17 protein-coding genes and 4 pseudogenes are annotated in these 26140 nt (G+C 68.9%); 18 read left to right on the top strand and 3 right to left on the bottom strand.

Annotated elements, in window-relative coordinates:
- The first annotated feature begins 35 nt into the window (after positions 1-35).
- Positions 36-1330: pseudogene (locus AAFF41_RS27705) on the top strand (geranylgeranyl reductase family protein).
- Between the two features lie 142 nt (positions 1331-1472).
- Here AAFF41_RS27705 and AAFF41_RS27710 read toward each other — a convergent pair.
- A complete protein-coding gene (locus tag AAFF41_RS27710; RefSeq protein WP_060901541.1) occupies positions 1473-2309 on the bottom strand; it encodes a C40 family peptidase in 837 nt (278 codons plus the stop codon).
- A 724-nt stretch (positions 2310-3033) separates the two neighbouring features.
- On the opposite strand from AAFF41_RS27710, the gene AAFF41_RS27715 reads away from it, so the two are divergent.
- The 15 genes and pseudogenes from AAFF41_RS27715 (at position 3034) to recQ (ending at position 21187) form a co-directional block, all read left to right on the top strand.
- Positions 3034-3393 carry an NADH-quinone oxidoreductase subunit A gene (locus tag AAFF41_RS27715; RefSeq protein ID WP_007383963.1) on the top strand — a complete coding sequence of 120 codons (360 nt, stop codon included), beginning with the start codon at positions 3034-3036 and terminating at the stop codon, positions 3391-3393.
- A 14-nt stretch (positions 3394-3407) separates the two neighbouring features.
- Positions 3408-3962 (top strand): NuoB/complex I 20 kDa subunit family protein, encoded by a 555-nt coding sequence (locus AAFF41_RS27720; RefSeq protein ID WP_003998928.1) that lies wholly within the window; start codon positions 3408-3410, stop codon positions 3960-3962.
- Positions 3959-4699 carry an NADH-quinone oxidoreductase subunit C gene (locus AAFF41_RS27725; RefSeq protein ID WP_060901540.1) on the top strand — a complete coding sequence of 247 codons (741 nt, stop codon included), beginning with the start codon at positions 3959-3961 and terminating at the stop codon, positions 4697-4699. Before AAFF41_RS27720 ends, AAFF41_RS27725 begins: the two co-directional genes overlap by 4 nt.
- Positions 4696-6039, top strand: coding sequence for an NADH-quinone oxidoreductase subunit D (locus tag AAFF41_RS27730; protein ID WP_319750072.1), 1344 nt, complete (start codon positions 4696-4698; stop codon positions 6037-6039). The genes AAFF41_RS27725 and AAFF41_RS27730 overlap by 4 nt, the downstream gene beginning before the upstream one ends.
- Before the next feature lie 29 nt (positions 6040-6068).
- Positions 6069-6878 carry an NADH-quinone oxidoreductase subunit NuoE gene (gene nuoE / locus AAFF41_RS27735; protein WP_319750149.1) on the top strand — a complete coding sequence of 270 codons (810 nt, stop codon included), beginning with the start codon at positions 6069-6071 and terminating at the stop codon, positions 6876-6878.
- Positions 6875-8224 carry an NADH-quinone oxidoreductase subunit NuoF gene (gene nuoF, locus AAFF41_RS27740; protein WP_177324079.1) on the top strand — a complete coding sequence of 450 codons (1350 nt, stop codon included), beginning with the start codon at positions 6875-6877 and terminating at the stop codon, positions 8222-8224. The genes nuoE and nuoF overlap by 4 nt, the downstream gene beginning before the upstream one ends.
- A pseudogene (locus AAFF41_RS27745) lies at positions 8221-10724 on the top strand (NADH-quinone oxidoreductase subunit G). Before nuoF ends, AAFF41_RS27745 begins: the two are co-directional and overlap by 4 nt.
- Positions 10721-12097, top strand: coding sequence for an NADH-quinone oxidoreductase subunit NuoH (nuoH, locus tag AAFF41_RS27750; protein ID WP_319750074.1), 1377 nt, complete (start codon positions 10721-10723; stop codon positions 12095-12097). Before AAFF41_RS27745 ends, nuoH begins: the two are co-directional and overlap by 4 nt.
- Positions 12090-12692, top strand: coding sequence for an NADH-quinone oxidoreductase subunit NuoI (nuoI, locus tag AAFF41_RS27755; RefSeq protein ID WP_054232155.1), 603 nt, complete (start codon positions 12090-12092; stop codon positions 12690-12692). The genes nuoH and nuoI overlap by 8 nt, the downstream gene beginning before the upstream one ends.
- Entirely contained in the window at positions 12689-13507 is an 819-nt protein-coding gene (locus tag AAFF41_RS27760) for an NADH-quinone oxidoreductase subunit J (RefSeq protein ID WP_319750075.1), read from the top strand. The genes nuoI and AAFF41_RS27760 overlap by 4 nt, the downstream gene beginning before the upstream one ends.
- Entirely contained in the window at positions 13504-13803 is a 300-nt protein-coding gene (nuoK, locus tag AAFF41_RS27765) for an NADH-quinone oxidoreductase subunit NuoK (RefSeq protein ID WP_054232157.1), read from the top strand. Before AAFF41_RS27760 ends, nuoK begins: the two co-directional genes overlap by 4 nt.
- A gap of 14 nt (positions 13804-13817) precedes the next feature.
- Positions 13818-15731: an NADH-quinone oxidoreductase subunit L gene (gene nuoL / locus AAFF41_RS27770; protein ID WP_343324789.1), complete on the top strand. Its 1914-nt coding sequence runs from the start codon at positions 13818-13820 to the stop codon at positions 15729-15731.
- A gap of 5 nt (positions 15732-15736) precedes the next feature.
- The gene (locus AAFF41_RS27775; RefSeq protein WP_060901534.1) at positions 15737-17308 is read left to right on the top strand and encodes an NADH-quinone oxidoreductase subunit M; all 1572 of its coding nucleotides are present in this window, start codon (positions 15737-15739) and stop codon (positions 17306-17308) included.
- A complete protein-coding gene (gene nuoN, locus AAFF41_RS27780; RefSeq protein ID WP_319750077.1) occupies positions 17305-18954 on the top strand; it encodes an NADH-quinone oxidoreductase subunit NuoN in 1650 nt (549 codons plus the stop codon). Before AAFF41_RS27775 ends, nuoN begins: the two co-directional genes overlap by 4 nt.
- Positions 18955-19196: 242 nt before the next feature.
- Positions 19197-21187, top strand: a pseudogene (recQ, locus tag AAFF41_RS27785) (DNA helicase RecQ).
- Between the two features lie 157 nt (positions 21188-21344).
- Here the strand turns inward: recQ and AAFF41_RS27790 are convergent.
- Positions 21345-21575 (bottom strand): annotated as a pseudogene (locus AAFF41_RS27790) (HEAT repeat domain-containing protein); the annotation flags it as partial.
- Between the two features lie 277 nt (positions 21576-21852).
- Positions 21853-23076 (bottom strand): fumarylacetoacetase, encoded by a 1224-nt coding sequence (gene fahA, locus AAFF41_RS27795; RefSeq protein WP_343324790.1) that lies wholly within the window; start codon positions 23074-23076, stop codon positions 21853-21855.
- A gap of 365 nt (positions 23077-23441) precedes the next feature.
- Here fahA and AAFF41_RS27800 point away from each other — a divergent pair, with 365 nt between their 5' ends.
- Both AAFF41_RS27800 and AAFF41_RS27805 read left to right on the top strand, forming a co-directional pair.
- Positions 23442-24692 (top strand): carboxylate--amine ligase, encoded by a 1251-nt coding sequence (locus AAFF41_RS27800; RefSeq protein ID WP_388413251.1) that lies wholly within the window; start codon positions 23442-23444, stop codon positions 24690-24692.
- A gap of 27 nt (positions 24693-24719) precedes the next feature.
- On the top strand, positions 24720-25922 hold the full coding sequence (locus AAFF41_RS27805) for an FAD-dependent oxidoreductase (protein WP_319750080.1): 1203 nt from the start codon (positions 24720-24722) through the stop codon (positions 25920-25922).
- Positions 25923-26140 lie beyond the last annotated feature (218 nt).

Raw genomic sequence — 26140 nt, forward strand, 5'->3', positions numbered from 1 at the left:
AGCACGCAGATTTCGAGTCTTGGGGAGACCCCGCCGTGACCGAGCCCCAACCCCTCTCCGAAAACACCGCAGATGTGATCGTCGTGGGGGCTGGACCAGCCGGTTCCACGACCGCGTACTACCTGGCGAAGGCCGGACTCGACGTCCTGCTCCTGGAGAAGACCGCGTTCCCGAGGGAGAAGGTCTGCGGTGACGGCCTGACCCCGCGCGCCACCAAGCAGCTCGTCTCCATGGGGATCGACATCTCCGAAGAGGCCGGCTGGCTGCGCAACAAGGGCCTGCGCATCATCGGCGGCGGCGTCCGCCTCCAGCTGGACTGGCCGGATCTCGCCTCCTACCCGGACTACGGACTCGTCCGCAAGCGCGACGACTTCGACGAGCAGCTGGCCCGGCAGGCGCAGAAGGCGGGCGCGCGGCTGTACGAGCGCTGCAATGTCGGCGCCCCCATCATCGACGACCGCACCGGCCGCATCACGGGCGTGCACGCGAAGCTGGGCGACGCGGGGAGAAGCGCGAGGTCACCTTCCACGCGCCGCTGGTCGTCGCCGCCGACGGTAACTCCACCCGCCTGTCCCTGGCGATGGGCCTGCACCGCCGCGAGGACCGCCCGATGGGTGTCGCGGTCCGTACGTACTTCACGTCCCCGCGCCACGAGGACGACTACCTGGAGTCCTGGCTGGAGCTGTGGGACCGCCGGGGCGCCGAGGACCGTCTGCTGCCCGGCTACGGCTGGATCTTCGGCATGGGCGACGGCACCTCGAACGTCGGCCTCGGCGTGCTCAACACCTCCAACTCCTTCAAGGAACTGGACTGGCGCGAGGTCCTGAAGGCCTGGTGCGCGTCCATGCCGGAGGACTGGGGCTACACGCCGGAGAACATGACCGGCCCGATCCGCGGTGCCGCCCTTCCCATGGCCTTCAACCGCCAACCGCACTACACCAAGGGTCTGCTGCTGGTCGGCGACGCCGGTGGTCTGGTCAACCCGTTCAACGGCGAGGGCATCGCCTACGCCATGGAGTCCGGCCAGATCGCCGCGGACGTCATCGTGCAGGCCCACGCCCGCTCGACGCCCACCCAGCGAGAACTGGCCCTCCAGCGCTACCCCCGCGTCCTCAAGGACACCTACGGCGGCTACTACACCCTCGGCCGCGCCTTCGTGAAGCTCATCGGCAACCCGAAGGTCATGAAGATCGCGACCCAGCGCGGCCTGACCCACCCGCTCCTGATGAAGTTCACCCTCAAGATGCTCGCGAACCTCACGGACCCGACCGGTGGTGACGCGATGGACCGCATCATCAACGGCCTCTCGAAGGTGGCACCGAAGGCCTGACGCCCTCACGGGGTCGCGCCCGGGGCCCGGGCGACCCCCGGTGACCTCCGGGGGGCGGTCCCGCCCCCCGGGACAGCACGACGAGGCCGCCACCCACTCGGGTGGCGGCCTTCACGCCGTACGACTCACCAGGTCCCGCGACTCAGAGAACGCGCACCGCGCCCGTGGCCGGGTAGCCCGAAAGGTCCTGAATCACCACACCCTTGGAGGGGTTGGCCGCGTCCAGGTACTGGCCGTTACCGATGTACACACCCACGTGGTACGCCGAACCGGCCGAACCCCAGTACAGGATGTCGCCGACCTGGATGTTGGACAGCGAAACCGGCGTACCGGACGTCGACTGGTCCTGCGAGACGCGCGGCAGGTCGACACCGACCTGCCGGAACGCGGCCTGCACGAGGCCGGAGCAGTCCCAGGCGTTGGGGCCCGTACCGCCCATCACGTACGCGTCGCCGACCTGAGCCTTGAGGAAGGCGATGACGGTGGCGACACTGCCGCTGGCCGGGGCGGAGACGGTCGAACTCGAGGAGCCCGCGGAGCTGGACAGGACGGTCCGCGTGGACGACCGGGAGGCGGCCTGGGCGGCCGCGGCCTTCCGCGCGTCCTCGGCCTTCTTCTTGGCCTCCGCCTTCTTCTTGGCGTCCGCGAGGTCCGCCTTGGCCTGCTTCGCGGCCTTTGCGGCGGCCGCGTCGCGCTCGGCCTGCAGCTCGTAGTTCGCAGCGGCCTGCTGCGTGGCGTCCGCGGACTGCGCCAACTGAGTGGCCAGGTCGGCCGTCAGGGTGGGCAGTTCGAGGGTCTGGGTCACGGGCTCGGCGGCGTTCGCCGAACCAGCCGCACCGGCCACGGCCAAGGTGCTGAGAACGCCACCGGCAACTCCGGCGCGCATCGCTAGCGTCGACGCGTTGCGGCGGGGCTTCCGGTGGTTGCGTATGTGAGCGGTGTGGGACATGGGTACAACCGGTATCAGGGACTCCCTCATACCTTCAAGAAACGTGTGGTGCGCCACAGTTGTTCAATCCGCGGCCGAATCCGGGGCGCGTCACTCTTTATTGACGCCGTAACGGGCATTCCGGACAGAGATGATCAAGCCTGTGATCATGCCCTTTCCGCATTACGTCCGAATTGCCCTCTGCCTACCATTGGTTGCAGGCTGTGGCCAAGGCCGGCTTATCCGACCCATAGGTCGATGTGACACAGGTCACGGAACGGTCGCCGGGCCCACGGCGTCTCGCGCGCACCTCTCGACTCCCCCGTACTCGTGAACGCATGCACGCGCCGATGCTCGTCCACACCGTCCACACCCCTCCCCCTGATGTGTGAACGCGGTCCTCTATCAAGCCCCCGCGTCCAGCACCAATTTGCATGCGTCGGAAGTCTCTTGATATGGAGACGCCGCCCCGGACCTGTGGTGACGAGCGGAAATGTCACATCTGGTGATCGCACGGACGCTTCGCGTATGAAGATCACTGCTCATCCGACTTCATGATCGTTCGTCAGGTGGTGGAGATCACAAAGCTTGTGCAATACCCCGTGTCGCAGATCACAGACCGGCGGGCATAAGATGCGAGGCAGTTGGGCTTGTGACCTGCTTCACATGTACGCGATCTTCGTCGGGACGCACGGGGTTCGTGGGACGGGTGGGGCAGAAGTGCTTGCCTGACGCAACCGCCAGCAGTCAGTGCCGACTGAGAGGAGCGAGGAGCGTGAACGCGTATGCGCCGATCCTCGTACTGGGAGCCCTCGGGGCAGGCTTTGCGATCTTCTCCGTGGTCATGGCCACGCTTATCGGTCCAAAGCGATACAACCGGGCCAAGCTCGAGGCCTACGAGTGCGGTATCGAGCCGACCCCCACGCCGGCCGGCGGCGGGCGCTTCCCCATCAAGTACTACCTGACGGCGATGCTCTTCATCGTCTTCGACATCGAGATCGTCTTCCTCTACCCCTGGGCCGTCACCTTCGACGCCCTGGGTGTTTTCGGGCTCGTGGAGATGCTGCTCTTCGTGCTCACCGTCTTCGTCGCGTACGCGTACGTATGGCGGCGCGGCGGCCTGGAATGGGACTGAGGGGCCTTTAAGACATGGGACTCGAAGAAAAGCTGCCGAGCGGATTCCTGCTGACCACCGTCGAGCAGGCCGCGGGCTGGGTGCGTAAGGCGTCCGTCTTCCCCGCCACGTTCGGACTCGCGTGCTGCGCCATCGAGATGATGACGACCGGTGCGGGCCGCTACGACCTCGCGCGCTTCGGCATGGAGGTCTTCCGCGGCTCACCGCGCCAGGCCGACCTCATGATCGTCGCCGGCCGCGTCAGCCAGAAGATGGCGCCGGTGCTCCGGCAGGTCTATGACCAGATGCCCAACCCCAAGTGGGTGATCTCCATGGGGGTCTGTGCCTCATCGGGCGGAATGTTCAACAACTACGCCATTGTGCAGGGCGTCGACCACATCGTCCCGGTCGACATCTATTTGCCCGGCTGTCCGCCGCGCCCCGAGATGCTGATGGACGCGATCCTCAAGCTCCACCAGAAGATCCAGACCTCCAAGCTCGGCGTGAACGCCGAGGAGGCGGCCCGCGAGGCGGAGGAAGCGGCGCTCAAGGCGCTCCCCACCATTGAGATGAAGGGCCTGCTGCGGTGAGCGACGCGAACGGCAACGGGGTGAACCCCGAGAAGGACCTCGGCGCCTCGAACCTCCCCGGCCAGCGCGGCGAGGGCGGTGAGGAGATCCGCGTCCAGCGCGGCATGTTCGGCGCCAACAACGGTGGCGACACCACCGGCTACGGAGGCCTGGTCCGCTCCGTCCGGCTACCCGGCCCGGCCACCCGCCCCTACGGCGGCTGGTTCGACGAGGTCGCCGACGAGCTGGAAGGCGCCCTGGAGGAACAGGGACTCGTCCCCGACAACGCCATCGAGAAGACGATCGTCGACCGCGACGAGCTCACCTTCCACATCGAACGCGAGTACCTGGTCCGGGTCGCCCAGACCCTCCGCGACGACCCGGCCCTGCGCTTCGAACTGTGCACGGGCGTGAGCGGAGTGCACTACCCCAGCGACAAGGGCCGGGAGCTGCACGCCGTCTACCACCTGCGCTCGATCACCCACAACCGGCTGATCCGCCTCGAAGTCAGCGCCCCCGACGCCGACCCGCACGTCCCCTCGCTCGTCTCCGTCTACCCGACGAACGACTGGCACGAGCGCGAGACGTACGACTTCTTCGGCCTGATCTTCGACGGCCACCCGGCACTGACGCGGATCATGATGCCGGACGACTGGCAGGGCCACCCGCAGCGCAAGGACTACCCCCTCGGTGGCATCCCCATCGAGTACAAGGGCGCCCAGATCCCTGCTCCGGACCAGCGGAGGTCGTACTCATGAGCACGCAGACCCCTTCTTCCGGCGCGTCCGCCGCGGCGGCGCGGGAGACGACCGAGGGCACCGTATATACGGTCACCGGTGGCGACTGGGACGAGATCGCCCAGTCCGCGGCGAAGTCCGACGACGAACGCATCATCGTCAACATGGGCCCGCAGCATCCGTCCACCCACGGCGTGCTCCGGCTCATCCTGGAGATCGACGGTGAGACGGTCACCGAGGCCCGCTGCGGCATCGGCTACCTCCACACCGGCATCGAGAAGAACCTCGAGTTCCGCACGTGGACCCAGGGCACCACGTTCGTGACGCGCATGGACTATCTGACGCCGTTCTTCAACGAGACGGCCTACTGTCTCGCCGTCGAGAAGCTCCTCGGCATCGAGGACCAGATCCCCGACCGCGCCTCGATCGTCCGCGTCCTCCTGATGGAGCTGAACCGACTCTCCTCCCACCTGGTGTGCATCGCCACCGGAGGCATGGAACTCGGCGCCACCACGATCATGATCTACGGGTTCCGTGATCGTGAACTCATTCTCGACATCTACGAACTGATCACCGGCCTGCGGATGAACCACGCGTACATCCGCCCCGGCGGACTCGCCCAGGACCTGCCGCCCGGCGCGGTGGACCAGATCCGCGAGTTCGTGAAGAAGATGCACAAGAACCTTCCCGAGTACGACAAGCTCGCCACCGGGAACCCCATCTTCAAGGCACGTATGCAGGACGTCGGCTACCTCGACCTGGCCGGCTGCATGGCCCTCGGCGCCACCGGCCCGATCCTGCGCTCCGCGGGTCTGCCGCACGACCTGCGCAAGGCCCAGCCGTACTGCGGCTACGAGACGTACGACTTCGAGATCCCGACCGCCGACACCTGCGACTCCTACGGGCGCTTCCTGATCCGCCTGGAGGAAATGCGCCAGTCGCTGCACATCGTCGAGCAGTGCCTGGACCGGCTGCAGCCCGGCCCGGTCATGGTCGCCGACAAAAAGATCGCCTGGCCCGCCCAGCTCGCACTGGGCCCCGACGGTCTCGGCAACTCCCTCGACCACATCAAGAAGATCATGGGCACCTCCATGGAGGCCCTGATCCACCACTTCAAGCTGGTGACCGAGGGCTTCCGCGTCCCGCCGGGACAGACGTACGCGGCGGTCGAGTCGCCCAAGGGCGAGCTCGGGGTGCACGCCGTGTCCGACGGAGGCACCCGCCCCTACCGGGTCCACTTCCGCGACCCGTCCTTCACCAATCTGCAGGCCATGGCGGCGATGTGCGAGGGCGGCCAGGTCGCCGACGTCATCGTCGCCGTCGCGTCCATCGACCCCGTGATGGGAGGCGTCGACCGGTGACCACCACCCCCGAGGGCGTCAGCCTGGGCATGCCCCAACTGCCCGCGCCCGACTATCCGGACGACGTCCGAGCCCGGCTCGAGGCGGACGCGCGCGAGATCGTCGCCCGCTACCCGGACTCCCGTTCGGCGCTCCTTCCGTTGCTGCATCTCGTGCAGTCGGAGGAGGGCCATGTCACGCGCACGGGGCAGCGGTTCTGCGCGGACGTACTGAACCTGACCACGGCCGAGGTCACCGCCGTCGCGACCTTCTACTCGATGTACCGGCGCAAGCCGAGCGGCGACTACCAGGTGGGTGTGTGCACCAACACCCTGTGCGCGGTCATGGGCGGCGACGCGATCTTCGAGGCCCTGCAGGACCACCTGGGCGTCGGCAACGGCGAGACCACCGACGACGGCAAGGTCACGCTGGAGCACATCGAGTGCAACGCGGCCTGCGACTTCGCACCGGTCGTGATGGTCAACTGGGAGTTCTTCGACAACCAGACCGTGGCCTCCGCGAAGCGCCTCGTGGACGACCTGCGCACGGGAGCAGAGGTCGCACCCACCCGCGGCGCCCCCTTGTGCACCTTCAAGGACACCGCGCGGATCCTGGCGGGCTTCCCCGACGAGCGCGAGGGAGCCGTGGAGGCGGGCGGCAGCGCGGGCCCCGCCTCACTGATCGGTCTCCGCCTGGCCAAGGGGGAGAGCGTCCAGGCGCGCGTGGTCCACCCGCGAGGCGGCCGGGCACCGCAGGACCAGCCGCCGGCCGAGCACCTGAGCTCGCACGACGCGCCGCAGGACACGTCGGCCTCCGATCCGTCGCACCCGGCGGGTCCCGCAGCCGAGGAGGGGGAGTGATGACGTTGGCACCCGAGATCGACGAGACCAGCCCGGAAAAGCTGCTCGCACCCGTGCTGTCGGCCTTCTGGGACGAGGAGAAGTCCTGGTCGCTGGACGTCTACCGGAGGCACGAGGGGTACGAGGGGCTGCGCAAGGCGCTGGCCATGTCGCCGGACGACCTGATCGCGTACGTCAAGGACTCCGGTCTGCGCGGCCGGGGCGGCGCGGGATTCCCCACCGGAATGAAGTGGCAGTTCATTCCTCAGGGCGATGGCAAACCTCACTATCTAGTTGTCAACGCCGACGAATCGGAGCCGGGAACCTGCAAGGACATCCCGCTCCTCTTCGCGAACCCGCACAGCCTCATCGAGGGCATTGTGATCGCGTGTTATGCCATCAGGTCTTCGCATGCGTTCATCTATCTCCGCGGTGAAGTCGTCCCCGTGTTGCGGCGGTTGCACGAGGCCGTTCGAGAGGCCTACGCGGCGGGCTACCTGGGCGAGAACATCCTCGGCAGCGGACTCGACCTCAAGCTCACCGTGCACGCGGGCGCGGGCGCGTACATCTGCGGTGAGGAGACCGCACTGCTCGACTCGCTCGAAGGCCGCCGTGGTCAACCGCGGCTCCGTCCCCCCTTCCCAGCCGTCGCGGGCCTCTACGCGTGCCCGACTGTGGTGAATAACGTCGAGTCGATCGCGTCAGTTCCCGCAATCCTCCGAAAAGGCAAGGAATGGTTCAGGTCGATGGGCAGCGAGAAGTCCCCGGGCTTCACGCTGTACTCGCTCAGCGGCCACGTCGCCAGCCCCGGCCAGTACGAGGCTCCGCTCGGCATCACACTCCGTCAACTCCTTGAGATGAGCGGCGGGATGCGCCCCGGCCACCGGTTGAAGTTCTGGACGCCGGGCGGCTCCTCGACCCCGATGTTCACCGACGAGCACCTCGACGTCCCTCTTGATTACGAAGGAGTGGGTGCCGCGGGTTCCATGCTCGGCACAAAAGCACTCCAGTGCTTCGACGAGACGACCTGCGTCGTGCGGGCTGTCACCCGGTGGACCGAGTTCTACGCCCACGAGTCCTGCGGCAAGTGCACGCCCTGCCGCGAAGGGACGTACTGGCTCGTGCAGTTGCTGCGCGACATCGAGGCCGGCAAGGGCGTCATGTCGGACCTCGACAAGCTCAACGACATCGCCGACAACATCAACGGCAAGTCGTTCTGCGCCCTCGGCGACGGCGCCGCCTCGCCGATCTTCTCCTCGCTCAAGTACTTCCGCGAGGAGTACGAGGAGCACATCACGGGCCGCGGCTGCCCCTTTGACCCGGCCAAGTCCACGGCTTGGGCCGACCGCACGGAGGTGAACGCATGACGGTGACCACCAGCGCTCCCTCGGGAGGGGGAGAGGCGGCGGTTCCGCCGGAGGATCTCGTCTCGCTGACGATCGACGGAGCCGAGATCAGCGTGCCCAAGGGCACCCTGGTCATCCGGGCCGCCGAACAGCTCGGCATCGAGATCCCCGATTCTGCGACCATCCGCTGCTCGACCCGGCCGGCGCCTGCCGCCAGTGCATCGTCGAGGTCGAGGGCCAGCGCAAGCCCATGGCGTCCTGCACGATCACGTGTACGGACGGAATGGTGGTGAAGACTCACCTCACCTCGCCCGCCGCCGAAAAGGCCCAGCACGGTGTGATGGAGCTGCTGCTCATCAACCATCCGCTGGACTGCCCGGTCTGCGACAAGGGTGGCGAGTGCCCGCTGCAGAACCAGGCGATGTCGCACGGCAACGCCGAGTCCCGCTTCGAGGGCAAGAAACGGACCTACGAGAAGCCGGTCCCGATCTCCACGCAGGTACTGCTCGACCGCGAGCGGTGCGTGCTGTGCGCCCGCTGCACCCGCTTCTCCAACCAGATCGCCGGCGACCCGATGATCGAGCTGATCGAGCGGGGCGCGCTCCAGCAGGTCGGCACCGGCGAAGGCGACCCGTTCGAGTCGTACTTCTCCGGGAACACCATCCAGATCTGCCCGGTGGGCGCGCTGACCTCGGCGGCGTATCGCTTCCGCTCGCGTCCGTTCGACCTCGTCTCCTCGCACTCGGTGTGCGAGCACTGCGCGGGCGGCTGCGCGACCCGCACCGACCACCGGCGCGGCAAGGTCTTGCGGCGCCTGGCCTCCCCCGACCCCGAGGTCAACGAGGAGTGGCTCTGCGACAAGGGGCGGTTCGGGTTCCGGTACGCGCAGCAGCGGGACCGGCTCGAGACACCCCTCGTACGGGGCGAGTCGGGTGAACTGGAGCCCGCTTCGTGGCCCGAGGCCCTGGAGGCGGCGGCCCGGGGCCTGTCGGCGGCCCGCGGCCGGACCGGCGTCCTGACCGGTGGCCGTCTCACCGTCGAGGACGCCTACGCCTACAGCAAGTTCGCGCGCGTGGCCCTCGACACGAACGACATCGACTTCCGCGCGCGCGTGCACAGCGCCGAGGAGGCCGACTTCCTGGCCTCCCGGGTCGCCGGACACGGACGGGACCTCGACGGTACGGGCCTCACGTACACCTCTTTGGAGAAGGCGCCCGGCGTCCTGCTCGTCGGCTTCGAGTCCGAGGAGGAGGCGCCCGGAGTCTTCCTGCGGCTGCGCAAGGCCTGGCGCGGACACGGACAGAAGACGTTCTCGCTCGCCACGTACGCGACACGCGGCCTGGACAAGGCGGGCGGCACGCTGCTGCCCGCCGCGCCCGGTACCGAGACCGAGTGGCTGGACGCCCTCGCGAGCGGCGTCGGCCTGGAGGGCGACGGTGCCAGGGCCGCCGAGGCGCTGCGCACCGAGGGTGCGGTGATCGTCGTCGGCGAGCGGCTCGCGGGTGTGGCGGGCGGCCTCACCGCCGCCGTACGGGCCGCGACCGCGACCGGCGCCACGCTGGTGTGGATCCCGCGCCGGGCCGGGGAGCGCGGCGCGATCGAGGCGGGCGCGCTTCCGTCGCTGCTGCCGGGCGGGCGTCCGGCCACCGACCCGCGCGCGCGGGAGGAGGTCGCGGCCGCCTGGGGCGTCTCCGAGCTCCCGCACCGCTACGGGCGCGACACCGGCCAGATCGTCGAGGCCGCCGTCGGCGGGGAGCTGCGGGCCCTGGTGGTGGCGGGCGTGGAGGTCGCCGACCTTCCCGACCCGGCACGCGCGCGTGCGGCCCTTTCCGAAGTCGGCTTCCTGGTGTCGCTCGAACTGCGGCCCGGTGAGGTCACCGAGCACGCGGATGTCGTCCTCCCGGTGGCCGCGGTCGCCGAGAAGGCGGGCACCTTCCTGAACTGGGAGGGCAGGGTGCGCTTCTTCGAGGCCGCGCTCAAGCCCGACCAGATGACCCGTCCACTGGCACCCACCGACGCGCGTGTCCTGCAGATGCTCGCCGACGCCATGGACGTACACCTGGGCCTGCCGGATCTGCGCACCACGCGCGGGGAGCTGGACCGGCTCGGTCCCTGGGGCGGCCTGCGGGCCACCGGGCCCGTGGAGATCGCGGCATCACTGCCGCGTCCCGCCGCGGGGGAGGCCGTGCTCGCGGGCCACCGGCTGTTGCTCGACCAGGGCCGCCTCCAGGAGGGCGACGACGCGCTCGCCGGGACCCGGCATGCCGCACGCGCGCGTGTGTCGGCCGCCACCGCCGCCGAGGCGGGCGTCAAGGAAGGCGACCTCCTCGCGGTCACCAGCAGTGCCGGAACCGTCGAACTGCCGCTGCAGATCACCGAGATGCCCGACCGCGTGGTCTGGCTCCCGCTGAACTCCACCGGAGGGGGCGTCGCCTCCGACACGGGGGCGCTGCCCGGCGCACTCGTCCGCATCGGCCCGGCGACGCTCGTCGGCGAGGCCCCCAAGGAGGTGGAGGCATGAGCAGTCTGTACCTCGCCACTGAAGACCTCTCCATGTTCGGCCGCGACCCCTGGTGGCTGGTCGTCGTCAAGGCGGTCTTCTGCTTCGCCTTCCTGATGATCACCGTGCTGTTCTCGATCGTGTGGGAGCGCAAGGTCGTCGCCTGGATGCAGCTGCGCATCGGACCCAACCGGCACGGCCCCTGGGGCATGCTCCAGTCGCTCGCCGACGGCGTGAAGCTGATGCTCAAGGAAGACGTCATCGTCAAACGCGCGGACAAGGTGGTCTACGTCCTCGCGCCGATCGTCGCGGCCATCCCGGCCTTCATGGCGATCGCGGTGATCCCCTTCGGGCCCGCCGACAACGAGGTCTCGATCTTCGGGCACCGCACCACGATGCAGCTCACGGACCTGCCGATCGCGATGCTCTACATCCTCGCGGTCGCCTCGGTGGGCATCTACGGGATCGTGCTCGCGGGTTGGAGTTCTGGATCCACCTACCCGCTGCTGGGCGGTCTGCGGTCCTGCGCGCAGATGATCTCGTACGAGATCGCCATGGGTGCCGCTTTCGCCTCGGTGTTCCTCTACTCCGGGTCGATGTCGACCTCGACGATCGTCGAGCAGCAGCACGATCGCTGGTACATCATCCTGCTGCCGGTCTCGTTCCTGATCTACATCATCACGATGGTCGGCGAGACCAACCGCGCCCCCTTCGACATGCCGGAGTCCGAGGGTGACCTCGTGGGCGGTTTCAACACCGAGTACTCGTCCATCAAGTTCGCGCTGTTCATGCTCGCCGAGTACGTGAACATGGTGACGGTCTCGGCCGTGTCGACCACGCTCTTCCTGGGCGGCTGGCGGGCCCCGTGGCCCATCAGCACCTTCTGGGAGGGAGCCAACCACGGCTGGTGGCCGATGCTCTGGTTCGTGGTGAAGGTGCAGCTGCTGCTGTTCTTCTTCATCTGGCTGCGCGGCACGCTGCCACGCGTCCGCTACGACCAGCTGATGAAGCTCGGCTGGAAGGTCCTCATCCCGGTCTCCGTGGTCTGGCTGATGCTCGTCGCGACCGTACGGACCCTCAAGAACGAGAACTACGACTTCGCCGACATCGCTCTGTACGTCGGCGGCGGTGTCCTCGTCCTGCTGCTGCTCTCGTTCGCCGCGGACATCTTCCGCGACAAGCAGGGCGCTCAGGAAGCGCCCGCCGAGCCCGCCGCCTTCGACCCGATGGCCGGTGGATTCCCCGTGCCGCCACTGCCGGGACAGGAGCTGCCACCCGTGCCGCGGCGTCGCCCGCGCCGCGAGCGCGAGTTGATTGTCAGTGGTGGGTCCGATACTGCGAGTGACGGATCGAATGGCGGAACTCGTGACGGAAAGGAGGGGTCCGATGGCTGAGGAGCCGAAGGAGACCAAGCCCGGTTTCCAGAACCCCGTCGCCGGCTTCGGCGTGACCTTCAAGGCCATGTTCAAGAAGCGCCTGACGGAGCAGTACCCGGAGCAGCAGAAGACCACCGCCCCGCGGTTCCACGGCCGGCACCAGCTCAACCGTCACCCGGACGGTCTGGAGAAGTGCATCGGCTGCGAGCTGTGCGCCTGGGCCTGCCCCGCGGACGCCATCTATGTGGAGGGCGCGGACAACACCGACGAGGAGCGCTACTCGCCGGGCGAGCGGTACGGCCGCGTCTACCAGATCAACTACGCCCGCTGCATCCTGTGCGGCCTGTGCATCGAGGCGTGCCCCACCCGCGCGCTCACGATGACGAACGAGTTCGAGCTCGCCGACTCCAGCCGCGCCAACCTCATCTACACCAAGGAGCAGCTGCTCGCCGGGCTCGACGAGGGCATGGTCGACACACCGCACTCGATCTTCCCCGGCACGGACGAGCAGGACTACTACCGGGGTCTGGTGACCGAGGCGGCGCCGGGCACGGAGCGCCAAGTAGCCGTCTCCAAGGGTGAGAAGCCCACGGAAGAGGGGGTGGGGGCATGAGCGCGCAGCTCGCCGCCTACTCCACCTCCACCGGAGAGGCCTTCCAGTTCTGGATCCTCGGCGCGGTCGCCGTGATCGGCGCCCTGTGCACCGTCTTCATGAAGAAGGCCGTGCACAGCGCGCTCTGTCTCGCCAGCACCATGATCATCCTGGCGGTGTTCTACCTCGCCAACGGCGCCTACTTCCTGGGCGTCGTGCAGATCGTCGTCTACACCGGCGCGATCATGATGCTGTTCCTCTTCGTGGTCATGCTCGTCGGTGTCACCGCGGCGGACTCCCTGAAGGAGACCATCAAGGGTCAGCGCTGGCTGGCCCTGGTGTGCGGACTAGGCTTCGGCGTCCTGCTGGTCGCGGGCATCGGCAACGCGTCCCTGAAGGACTTCAACGGCCTGAGCAAGGCCAACGCCAACGGGAACGTGGAGGGCCTCGCCGCCCTCATCTTCACGAAGTACGTGTTCGCCTTCGAAATCACCGGCGCCCTGCTCATCACGGCCGCCGTCGGCGCCATGGTGCTCACGCACCGCGAGCGCACCGAGCGCGCCAAGACCCAGCGCGAGCTGTCCGAGCAGCGCGTACGGGAAGGCAAGCACGTACCGCCGCTGCCGGCCCCCGGTGTCTACGCCCGGCACAACGCGGTGGACATCGCGGGCCTCCTCCCGGACGGCACCCCGTCCGAGCTGACCGTCAGCAAGACGCTGCGGGACCGCGGCCAGATCCGTGACGTGTCCACCGAGGCGCTGAGCGATCTGAAGGCGCTGGAGCAGCGGGCCGAAGAACGCCTGGAGCGCACGAAGACGGAGGAGGCGTCCAAGTGAACCCGGTCAACTACCTCTATCTCTCCGCCCTGTTGTTCACGATCGGTGCCACCGGCGTGCTGATCAGACGCAACGCGATCGTGGTGTTCATGTGCGTCGAGCTCATGCTCAACGCCTGCAACCTCGCGTTCGTCGTCTTCTCCCGCATGCACGGCAATCTCGACGGCCAGATCATCGCCTTCTTCACGATGGTCGTCGCCGCCGCGGAGGTCGTGGTCGGGCTCGCGATCATCGTGTCGCTCTTCCGTTCCCGCCACTCGGCCTCGGTCGACGACGCCAGCCTGATGAAGCTGTAAGGGGTCGCTGAATCGTGGAGAACCTGATTGCGCTGCTGGTAGCGGCGCCTCTGCTCGGAGCGGCCGTACTGCTGTGCGGCGGTAGGCGGCTCGATGCCGTCGGCCACTGGATCGGCACGGCGCTCGCGGCCGCGTCCTTCGTGATCGGCGCGATCCTCTTCGCCGACATGCTGGGCAAGAGCGCGGACCACCGGGCCATGAGCCAGTACCTGTTCAGCTGGATCCCCGTCGAGGGTTTCCAGGCGGACGTCTCCTTCCAGCTCGACCAGCTGTCGATGACGTTCGTCCTGCTGATCACCGGCGTCGGCTCACTGATCCACCTGTACTCGATCGGATACATGGAGCACGACGAGCGGCGCCGCCGCTTCTTCGGCTACCTGAACCTGTTCCTCGCGGCGATGCTGCTGCTCGTCCTCGCCGACAACTACCTGCTGTTGTACGTCGGCTGGGAGGGCGTCGGCCTCGCCTCGTACCTGCTGATCGGCTTCTGGCAGCACAAGCCCAGCGCCGCCACCGCCGCGAAGAAGGCCTTCCTGGTCAACCGCGTCGGCGACATGGGCCTGTCGATCGCCATCATGCTGATGTTCACCACCTTCGGGTCCTTCGCCTTCGGGCCGGTGCTCGGTACCGAGGGGCACCCGGGGCTCGTCGGTGGCGCGACCGAGGGCAAGCTCACCGCCGTCGCCCTGATGCTGCTGCTCGCCGCCTGCGGCAAGTCCGCCCAGGTGCCGCTGCAGTCCTGGCTCGGGGACGCGATGGAGGGCCCGACCCCGGTCTCCGCCCTCATCCACGCCGCGACCATGGTGACCGCGGGCGTCTACCTGATCGTCCGCTCCGCCGCGATCTTCAACGCCGCGCCCGACGCCCAGCTCGTCGTCACCGTGGTCGGCGCCGTCACGCTCCTGTTCGGTGCGATCGTCGGTTGCGCGAAGGACGACATCAAGAAGGCACTCGCCGGATCGACGATGTCGCAGATCGGCTACATGGTGCTGGCCGCGGGCCTCGGCCCCATCGGCTACGTCTTCGCGATCATGCACCTGGTGACGCACGGCTTCTTCAAGGCCGGACTGTTCCTCGGCGCCGGCTCGGTCATGCACGGCATGAACGACGAGGTCGACATGCGCAAGTACGGCGGTCTGCGCACGTACATGCCGATCACCTTCGTCACCTTCGGCCTCGGCTACCTCGCCATCATCGGCTTCCCGGGCCTGTCCGGCTTCTTCTCCAAGGACAAGATCATCGAGGCGGCCTTCGCGAAGGGCGGCACCGAGGGCTGGATCCTCGGCGGCGCGGCCCTGCTGGGCGCGGCCATCACGGCGTACTACATGACCCGCGTGATGATCATGACGTTCTTCGGTGAGAAGCGCTGGCAGCCGGACGCCGAAGGCCATGAGCCGCACCCGCACGAGTCCCCGAGGTCCATGACGATCCCCATGATCGTGCTGGCCTTCGGATCGGTCTTCGCGGGCGGTTTCTTCAGTATCGGCGACCGCTTCCTCAACTGGCTGGAGCCGGTCACCGGGCACTCGGAGGGCAACTCGCCCGTCAGCGCCCTGACGGTCACGCTGGCCACCATGGTGCTGCTCGTCGTCGGCGCCGGAATCGCGTACGCCCAGTACGGGCGCAGCCCCGTCCCGGTCGTCGCCCCGCGCGGTTCCCTGCTCACCCGGGCGGCCCGGCGCGACCTGCTCCAGGACGACTTCAACCACGTCGTGCTGGTGCGCGGCGGGGAGCACCTCACCCGCTCCCTGGTGTACGTCGACCACACCCTGGTCGACGGGGTCGTCAACGGCACCGCGGCCTCCATGGGCGGCCTCTCCGGGCGCATGCGCAAGCTGCAGAACGGCTATGCGCGCAGTTACGCGGTCTCGATGTTCGGCGGTGCGGCCATCCTCGTCGCCGCGACCCTGCTGATGAGGGCGGTCTGATACCGATGTCCTTTCCTCTGCTGACAGCGACGGCGGCGCTCCCGGCGGTCGGGGCGATCGCCACGGCCGCCGTGCCGGCCGCGCAACGCGTCGCCGCCAAGTGGCTGGCGCTGCTCGTCTCGCTCGCCACGCTCGTCCTGGCCGCGATCGTGCTCGTACGCTTCGACCCGGGCGGCGACCGCTACCAGCTCACCGAATCCCACGCCTGGATCAAGGACTTCGGGGTGCGGTACGAGCTGGGCGTGGACGGCATCGGGGTGGCGCTCGTCGCGCTGACCGCGCTGCTGATCCCGTTCGTGATCCTGGCGGGCTGGCACGACGCCGACCCGCACGAGACAGGAAGCAGGCGCTGGCGGCCGACTCAGGGCTTCTTCGGCCTGATCCTGGCCGTCGAGGCGATGGTGATCATCTCCTTCGAGGCCACCGACGTCTTCCTCTTCTACATCTTCTTCGAAGCCATGCTGATCCCGATGTACTTCCTCATCGGCGGCTTCGGAGACCGCGCCCACGAACACGGCGACAAGGCGGCGGCGACCCAACGCTCCTACGCCGCGGTGAAGTTCCTCCTTTACAACCTGGTCGGCGGCCTGATCATGCTGGCCGCCGTCATCGGCCTCTACGTAGTGGCCGGAAACTTCTCGCTCCAGGAGATCGTGCAGGCCCGCGCCAACGGCTCGCTGCACATGGCGACCAACACGGAGCGGTGGCTGTTCCTCGGCTTCTTCTTCGCGTTCGCGGTGAAGGCGCCCCTGTGGCCGCTGCACACCTGGCTGCCCAATGCCATGGGAGAGGCCACAGCCCCGGTGGCGGTACTGATCACGGCGGTCGTCGACAAGGTCGGTACCTTCGCGATGCTCCGCTTCTGCCTCCAGCTCTTCCCGGAGGCGAGCAAGTGGGCGACGCCGGTCATCCTCGTCCTCGCCCTCATCAGCATCATCTACGGGGCGCTGCTCGCGGTCGGCCAGCGGGACATCAAACGACTGGTGGCGTACGCGTCGATCTCGCACTTCGGGTTCATCATCCTGGGCATCTTCGCGATGACCAGCCAGGGCCAGTCGGGCGCGACGCTCTACATGGTCAACCACGGGATCTCGACCGCCGCCCTGATGCTGGTGGCGGGCTTCCTGATCTCGCGGCGCGGCTCGCGTCTGATCGCCGACTACGGAGGGGTGCAGAAAGTCGCCCCGGTGCTCGCGGGCACCTTCCTGATCGGCGGCCTCGCGACCCTCTCGCTCCCCGGGCTCGCCCCCTTCGTGAGTGAATTCCTGGTTCTGGTGGGCGCGTTCGAGCGCTACCCGGCCGTCGGCATCGTCGCCACCTTCGGCATCGTCCTCGCCGCGCTCTACACCCTCGTCCTCTATCAGCGGACGATGACGGGCCCGGTGAAGGCGGAGGTCGCCGAGATGCCCGACCTCAGGGTGCGTGAGCTTCTGGTGGTCGCCCCGCTGATCGCCCTGTTGATCTTCCTGGGCGTCTATCCGAAGCCGGTCACCGACATCGTCAACCCGGCGGTCCAGCAGACCATGTCCGACGTCCATAAGACGGACCCCAAGCCCGAGGTGGAGGCGGCCAAGTGAACACAGCAGCTGTCCACAGCCTGTGGACAACCGCGGCCGAACCGATCTCCAAGATCGACGCGCCGAAGATCGAATACGGGCAATTGTCGCCCACCCTGATCGTGATCGGGGCGGCGCTCGTAGGGGTGCTCGTCGAGGCCTTCGTGCCGCGCAAGTCCCGGTACTACGCGCAGGTCTTCCTGTCCGTCGTCGCGCTCGCCGCAGCCTTCGCCGCGGTGATCGCACTGGCGGCGGGCGGATACGGCACCACGAAGGCGCACATCGCGGCCATGGGGGCGATCGCCGTCGACGGACCGTCCCTGTTCCTGCAGGGCACGATCCTGCTGGCGGGCATCCTCGGTGTCTTCACCTTCGCCGAGCGACGGCTCGACCCGGAGGCGCACGGCAACCGCGTCGACTCGTTCGCCGCGCAGGCCGCCTCCGTGCCCGGCAGCGACAGCGAGAAGGCCGCGGTGAAGGCCGGTTTCACCACCACCGAGGTGTTCCCGCTGCTGCTCTTCGCGATCGGCGGCATGCTGGTCTTCCCGTCGGCCAACGACCTGCTGACCCTGTTCATCGCGTTGGAAGTCTTCTCGCTGCCCCTCTACCTGCTGTGCGCCGTGGCCCGCCGCAAGCGGCTCATGTCGCAGGAGGCCGCCGTCAAGTACTTCCTGCTCGGCGCCTTCGCCTCCGCGTTCACCCTCTTCGGCATCGCCCTGCTCTACGGCTACGCGGGCTCGGTGTCGTACGCGACGATCGCGCAGGTCGTGGACGGCACGATCCCGAACGTCGACCCGGCGCTCGCCGGCACCATGGGCAACGACGTGCTGCTGCTCATCGGCGCCGCGATGGTCGTCATGGGCCTGCTCTTCAAGGTCGGCGCGGTGCCGTTCCACATGTGGACCCCCGACGTCTACCAGGGCGCGCCGACACCGGTCACCGGCTTCATGGCCGCGGCGACGAAGGTGGCCGCCTTCGGGGCGCTGCTGCGGCTGCTGTACGTCGTCCTGCCGGGTCTGCGCTGGGACTGGCGGCCGGTCATGTGGGCCGTCGCGATCGTCACCATGCTGGGTGGTGCGATCGTCGCGATCACCCAGACCGACATCAAGCGGCTCCTGGCGTACTCGTCCATCGCGCACGCCGGATTCATCCTCGCGGGCGTCATCGCGACCTCGCGGGACGGCGTCTCGTCGGTCCTCTTCTACCTGGCCGCGTACTCGTTCGTGACGATCGGGGCCTTCGCGGTCGTGACCCTGGTCCGCGACGCGGGCGGCGAGGCCACGCACCTGTCCAAGTGGGCGGGCCTCGGACGCAGGTCACCGCTGGTGGCGGCCGTCTTCGCGGTCTTCCTGCTGGCGTTCGCCGGTATTCCGCTGACCTCCGGCTTCGCCGGGAAGTTCGCCGTCTTCAAGGCGGCGGCGGAGGGCGGCGCGGGCCCGCTGGTCGTGGTCGGTGTGATCTCGTCGGCGATCGCGGCGTTCTTCTACATCCGCGTGATCGTGCTCATGTTCTTCAGCGAGCCTCGGCCGGAGGGGCCGACGGTCGCCGTGCCCTCGCCGCTGACCATGACGGCGATCGGGTTCGGCGTGGCGGTCACGCTGGTGCTCGGTGTGGCGCCGCAGTACTTCCTGAACCTGGCGAGCCAGGCGGGAGTCTTCGTCCGCTGAACCACGCACGGCTCGGGCCCCGCTCCCTCCTCGTGAGGCAGCGGGGCCCGAGCCGTGTCAGCGCATGGGCCCGTCGAACTTCCACCCTCCGAAGATCGAGGGTCTGTCGTCGCTCGAGACCGGCCGGACACGAGTGCGTAGGGAAGCCGATCGGTCGCAGCCTGTGGATAACTCTCGGGCTGTCGGCGCGGACCCCTATCGTGGACGCAGTGGTCGAGGCGCGACGTACGGGGGACAGGACGATGGGCGGGACGGGTGTGATGACCGAAGCGGACGCGACGGAGACGCTGGGAGAGAGCGAGGCACTGGCCACGCTCCACCGGGTCTTCGGGTACGACGCCTTCCGCGGCGAGCAGGAAGCGATCATCGAGCACGTGGTGGCGGGCGGTGACGCTGTCGTCCTGATGCCGACGGGCGGCGGCAAGTCGCTCTGCTATCAGATTCCGGCCCTGGTCAGACCGGGTACGGGAGTCGTCGTCTCCCCCTCATCGCGTTGATGCAGGATCAGGTGGACGCGCTGCGCGCGCTGGGCGTGCGCGCCGGGTTCATGAACTCCACGCAGGACTTCGACGAGCGGCGCGTGGTGGAGGCCGAGTTCCTGGCGGGGGAGCTCGACGTGATCTACCTCGCCCCGGAGCGGCTGCGCCTGGAGACCACGCTGGACCTGCTGTCACGCGGGAAGATCTCCGTCTTCGCGATCGACGAGGCGCACTGCGTGGCCCAGTGGGGCCACGACTTCCGCCCCGACTATCTGGCGCTTTCCCTGCTCGGCGAGCGCTGGCCGGACGTCCCGCGCATCGCGCTGACGGCCACGGCCACCCGCGCGACGCACAAGGAGATCACCCAGCGCCTGGCCATGCCGACCGCCCGCCACTTCGAGGCGAGCTTCGACCGTCCCAACATCCAGTACCGGATCGTCCCCAAGGCCGACCCCAAGAAGCAGCTGCTGTCCTTCCTGCGCGACGAGCACGCGGGCGACGCGGGCATCGTGTACTGCCTCTCGCGCAACTCGGTGGAGAAGACGGCCGAGTTCCTCTCCCGCAACGGCGTCGAGGCGGTGCCGTACCACGCGGGTCTGGACGCGGGCACCCGCGCCACCCACCAGTCGCGCTTCCTGCGCGAAGAGGGCCTGGTCGTGGTAGCCACCATCGCCTTCGGCATGGGTATCGACAAGCCGGACGTGCGGTTCGTCGCCCACCTCGACCTGCCCAAGTCGGTCGAGGGCTACTACCAGGAGACGGGACGCGCGGGCCGTGACGGACTGCCGTCCACGGCATGGATGGCGTACGGGCTTCAGGACGTCGTCCAGCAGCGCAAGATGATCCAGGGCTCGGAGGGCGACGAGGCGTTCCGCCGCCGGGCCGCCGCCCACCTGGACTCGATGCTGGCCCTGTGCGAGACGGTCCAGTGCAGGCGCTCCCAGCTCCTCGCCTACTTCGGTCAGGACCCGCACACCCCGGCATGCGGCAACTGCGACACGTGCCTCGCACCGCCCGAGACCTCGGACGGCACGGTCGTGGCGCAGAAGCTGTTGTCCACGGTGGTACGGCTGCAGCGCGAGCGCGGACAGAAGTTCGGCGCCGGCCAGATCATCGACATCCTGCTGGGGCGGCGCACCGCCAAGGTGATCCAGTTCGATCACGACCAGCTGTCCGTGTTCGGCATCGGTGAGGACCTCGCCGAGTCCGAATGGCGCGGCGTGGTGCGGCAGTTGCTGGCGCAAGGCCTGCTCGCGGTCGAGGGCGAGTACGGGACGCTGGTGCTGACCGAGGAGAGCGGGACGGTGCTGCGGCGCGAGCGCGAGGTGCCGCTCCGCAAGGAGCCGCCGAAGCCCACCGTCTCCCGCTCCTCCTCGTCCTCGCGGGGCGATCGCAAGGCCAAGGCCGCCGCGGCCGACCTGCCCCAGGAGCTCGTCCCCGCCTTCGAGGCCCTGCGCTCCTGGCGCGCCGAACAGGCCAAGGAACAGGGCGTCCCGGCGTACGTCATCTTCCACGACGCCACGCTCCGGGAGATCGCCACGGTGTGGCCCACCTCGGTCGAAGGCCTCGGCGGCATCAGCGGGGTGGGCGAGAAGAAGCGCGCGACATACGGAGAGGGCGTGATCGGAGTGCTCGCCTCCCTGGCAGGCGGCGCTCCCGGAGCAGCACCGGCCGCCGCGGCCGGTGAGGCACCGGACCCGGACTGGCCCGAGATGGACGCGGAACCGGAGCCGGAGCCGGAGGACTGGATGTAGGGCGCTTCCGGCCCTCTGCCCAGTTCTCTGCTCGGCCCTGTGGTCACAGGGCGCGTGACGCGCACGCCCTGACGTCCGCGTCGGAGTCCGCCGTGGCCGTGGTCAGGGCCGCGCGGGCGTCCTCGTCGATCGCGGAGTGCTGCACGAGGGCCAGGACCGTCGCCTTGCGGACGTCGGCGTTCGGGTCTTCCCGGGCCCGGGCGAGCGCCGGGACGGCGACCCGGGCCTCCGCGGCGGACAGCGCGGTCGCGGCGCCGGAGCGGACCTGCCAGGCGGGGTCGGCCTGGGCGGCGACGGCGCGCGCGGCCAGGGATGACGAGCAGCCTGTGACGGCCAGCGTCGCGAAGGCCGCTGCCCGGACCAGGGCGTCCTGGTCGGTCGTGAGCAGGTCGAGGGTGTCCGGTGCGAGTGCGGGTGCGGGTGTGGGGACGTGGGGGCGGCGGGGTAGGGGTCTTCGGCCCCCGCCGCCCCTACCCGCCCCCTCTCAGGGGCTCCGCCCCTTCGACCCCCTGGTCTCCCCTTGCCGGCGGGCCGCCGTGGGGCTTCGTCCCTTCACCCCGGCGGGGTTTGCGCCCCCGAAAGGCGCGGGCCTATCGGCCTTGGACCCCGCCGGGCCTCTCGCCTTTGCACCCCGCCGGGGTTGTTGCCCCCGGACGCCGCCGGGGTCAGGAGGGGTGGGGTGCCGGGGTGATGCGGCCCCTCACCTCACCCAGTCCCACCCGAGTTCCGCCGGGGCCCGGGGCCCAGGCCGTCAGGGTGACCTCGTCGCCGTCCTCCAGGAAGGCCCGTTTGCCGTCGGGGAGGTCGAGGGTGTCGCGGCCGTTCCAGGTGAGTTCCAGGAGGGAGCCGCGCTCGTGCTCGGACGGGCCGCTGACCGTTCCCGAGCCGTACAGGTCGCCGGTGCGCAGGGAGGCCCCGTTGACCGTCATGTGGGCCAGTTGCTGGGCGGCCGTCCAGTACATGGTGGAGAAGGGGGGTTCGGAGACGACGTGGCCGTTGACGGCGACGGAGATACGGAGGTCGTAGCCGCCGGGCTCGTCCTCGGAGTCGTCCAGGTAGGGGAGGAGGGGGTGCGTGCGGGCCGGGGGCGCGACCCGTGCGTCGTCCAGCGCGTCGAGCGGGGTGACCCACGCCGACACCGAGGTGGCGAAGGACTTGCCGAGGAAGGGGCCGAGAGGGACGTACTCCCAGGCCTGGATGTCGCGCGCCGACCAGTCGTTGAGGAGGCAGAGGCCGAAGACGTGGTCGCGGAAGGAGGAGAGCGGGACGGGCGTGCCCCTGGTCGAGGGTGCGCCGACCACGAAGCCGACCTCTGCCTCGATGTCGAGCCGGACGGAGGGGCCGAAGACGGGGGCGGTGTCGGAGGGGGCCTTGCGCTGGCCCGAGGGGCGGACCACCTCCGCGCCCGACACCACGACCGTGCCGGAGCGGCCGTGGTAACCGATCGGCAGGTGCTTCCAGTTGGGGGTGAGGGAGTCGGTGGCGTCGGGGCGGAAGATCTGTCCGACGTTCCGGGCGTGGTTCTCGGAGGCGTAGAAGTCGACGTAGTCCGCCACCTCGAAGGGGAGGTGCAGGGTCACCTCGGAGAGGGGGTGCAGGAGGGGTACGACGGTCTCCCGGTGGGCCGGGACCGTCACCCAGGCGGTGAGTGCGCGGCGTACGTCGGACCAGGCCGTGCGGCCGGCGGCGAGCAGCGGGTTCAGAGTGGGCTGCGCGAGCAGTTCGGCGTACGGAGAGCTGAGTGCCCGGGCGGTCGCTCCCGCGTCGAGGACGTGGTCGCCGAGCCGGACGCCGACGCTCCGCTCGGACGCTCCGGCCCGGGAGAAGACGCCGTAGGGGAGGTTGTGCGGGCCGAAGGGATCGCCCTCGGGGACATCGAAGGGGGGCATCGGGGTGGTGCCTCGCTTTCGTGGTCGTGCGCGCTGTGTGGTCCGTGTGACTGTCTTGGCCGTGTGATCCGCGCGGTGCATGTGTGGGTGTTTCACGTGTTCCGGGTGGTCGCGGCACAGGTTACGGGGGAGTGACGTGCTGTGGCAGTGCCCAAAGAGGTGCCATGAGTTGCCGCGCGTCGTCATGAGGCACTGTGGCAGTACCTGAAGAGTTGCCTCGACAGTGCCTAAAGAGTTCGCAATGTCCGAATAGGCCTTGTCGGACTCGGTAGTTCCGGCTTAGCGTCCTTTGGGGACACGGACGGGGTGGGTCCGGTCCGTAGGGGGGACACGTGGGGGGACCCGTGGCCAGGAGCGTCAGCGGAGTGCCGGTCGACGCCGATCGGAACGTTCCGGGCCTGATCGTGAAGTTTGGCGACTATCCGCTGCACCACGGCGGTGTGGGCGCCATCCGAAGTCTGGGCCGCCTCGGCATACCGATGTATGCGATCACCGAGGACCGTTACACGCCTGCCGCGGCCTCGCGCTATCTGCGCCGTGCCTTCGTCTGGCCGACGACGGGGACGGAGGAGCCGGAGCGTCTGGTCGAGGGGTTGCTGCGGATCGGGGCCCGCATCGGGCGGCCGACGGTGCTCGTCCCGACGGACGAGGAGGCGGCCGTCGTGATCGCCGAGCACCAGGAGGAACTGGGGGAGCGGTTTCTCTTCCCCCGGGTCGACGCCAAACTGCCCAGGCGCCTCGCCAGCAAGCAGGGCCTGCACGAACTCTGTGTGGAACACGGCATCCCCAGTCCGGCGGCGGCCTTTCCACAGTCGTACGAGGAGATCGTGGCGTTCGCCGAGAGCGCTCGGTTTCCGATCGTCGCCAAGAACCGGGAGGCGTTCGTACGCCGCAGCCAGCCGGCGGTGAACGGGACGACAAGGATCGCGACCCGGGAGGGGCTGCTGTCACTCGCCCGGGACTGGGGTGATCAGCCGGGCGTGATCCTCCAGGAGTACCTGCCCAGGGAGGAGGCGGAGGACTGGATCGTGCACGCGTACTTCGACGCGGACTCGACGCCGCTCGCGATGTTCACGGGCGTGAAGGTCCGCTCCTGGCCGCCGCACGCGGGAATGACGGCGAACGCGTACGTCGTCGACAATCCGGAACTCGCGGACCTCGCCGCGCGTTTCATCAAACAGATCGGCTTCAGCGGCGTCATCGACCTCGATCTGCGCTTCGACCGGCGCGACGGGCAGTACAAACTTCTCGACTTCAACCCCCGGATGGGCGCGCAGTTCCGGCTTTTCGAGAACGAGTCGGGGATCGACGTCGTCCGGGCCATGCATCTCGACCTGACCGGGCGCACCGTTCCCGAAGGGGAACAGCGGGCCGGTCACCGGTACATCGTGGAGAACATTGACCTGCCGGCCCTGCTCGCCTACCGGCGCAGCGGCTACACGACCCCGCACGCGCCGGCTCGCGCGAGCGGCACGGAGTTGGCCTGGCTCGCGGGTGACGACCTGCGGCCGTTCTTCACGATGCTCGCGCGCTTCGTGCGGCCGGGCGCGAGGCATCTGTATCAGCTGTGGCGGACCAACCGCCGTGGCAACAGCATCAGTACGACCACGAAGTGACGAACGTACGTCCTGGGGAGGGACTTCGTGATTCATCCGGTAGCAGTCATCGGCGCCGGCCCGTTCGGCCTGTCCACCGCCGCCCATCTGCGGGCGCGGGGCATCCCGGTGCGCGTGTTCGGCGAGCCCATGGTGAGCTGGCGTGACCACATGCCCGAGGGGATGCTTCTCAAGTCGACGCCGGTCGCGTCCAGCCTCGACGCCCCACAGCCCGGCCACACGCTCGCCGACTACTGCGACGCGGCGGGGATCCGCCGGCTCGTCACGGACGAGGACATCATTCCGGTCGAGACGTTCATCGCGTACGGCGAGTGGTTCCAGCAGCAGCTGGTGCCCGAGTTGGAGCGGGTGCGGGTCGTGTCCGTCGACCGCCGGGGCAGCGAGGGCTTCGAACTCAAGCTGGACTCGGGGGAGTCGTTCACGGCGCGGGCGGTCGTCGTGGCCACGGGACTGTACGGACTCGCCCATCTGCCGCCCGAGCTCGGCGGCGCGGCGGCGGACGGACCCACACCCACCGGCCCCGTCTCACACAGCTCCCAGCACCACGACCTCGCCCGGTTCTCCGGCAAGGAACTGATCGTCGTCGGCGCGGGCCAGTCCGCGCTGGAGACGGCGGCGCTCGCGGCGGAGGCGGGCGCGCAGGTGCGGGTGGTGTCCCGGGGACGGGGCAGGGTCGCCTTCGGAGCACCGCCCTGGAAGCAGCCGAAACTGCGTCCCGAGTCGCCCTTCGGGCGCGCCTGGTCCCTGTGGGCGCTCAGCTACTACCCGCACCCCTACCGGTATCTGCCCGCCGAAGCCCGGCACTACCTGGTCCGCCGGGTGCTCGGCCCCCTCGGGGCGTGGTGGCTGCGCGACCGCTTCGAGGGCAAGGTCGAGGTCAGCGAGGTCTCCGGGATCGTTCGCGCCGACGTCTGCGACGGGCGTCCGGTCCTCTCCGTGCAGACCCTGGGCGGCCGGAGCGAGGAGCTCGCCGCCGACCACGTCATCGCGGCGACCGGTTATCGCGTCGACATCGCCGCGATGGACTTCCTGGGACACGAGTTGCGTACGGCGCTCGCGGTGAGCCGCGGCACTCCCAAGCTCGGTGCGGGGTACTGCTCTTCGGTGCCCGGGCTGTACTTCACCGGGTTGCCGGCGGCGGCTTCGTACGGGCCGGTGATGCGGTTCGTGTGCGGTACGGAGTTCGCTTCGCCGCGGCTGGCCAAGCACTTGGCGAGCGCGCACGGGTGAGGTGACGGCGCCAGGTCGGTCGGAGGGGGGTGACTGGTGGGCCACGCCGTGGGCGGGGCCCAACCCGCCGCGTCGGAGCTCGTGTTGGGCTCAGGCGGCCACAGTCACCACAGCAGCGTCATCCTCTGGAGTGACATTCCGCTCGGAGTCTTTTCGTACCGTCCGCATCGGTGGACGGGGCGGAAGTGCACTCTGTACGCCCGGTACGGCCCGTACGG

Origin of the sequence: Streptomyces mirabilis (assembly GCF_039503195.1) — a bacterium.
GTDB classification, from domain to species: domain Bacteria; phylum Actinomycetota; class Actinomycetes; order Streptomycetales; family Streptomycetaceae; genus Streptomyces; species Streptomyces mirabilis_D.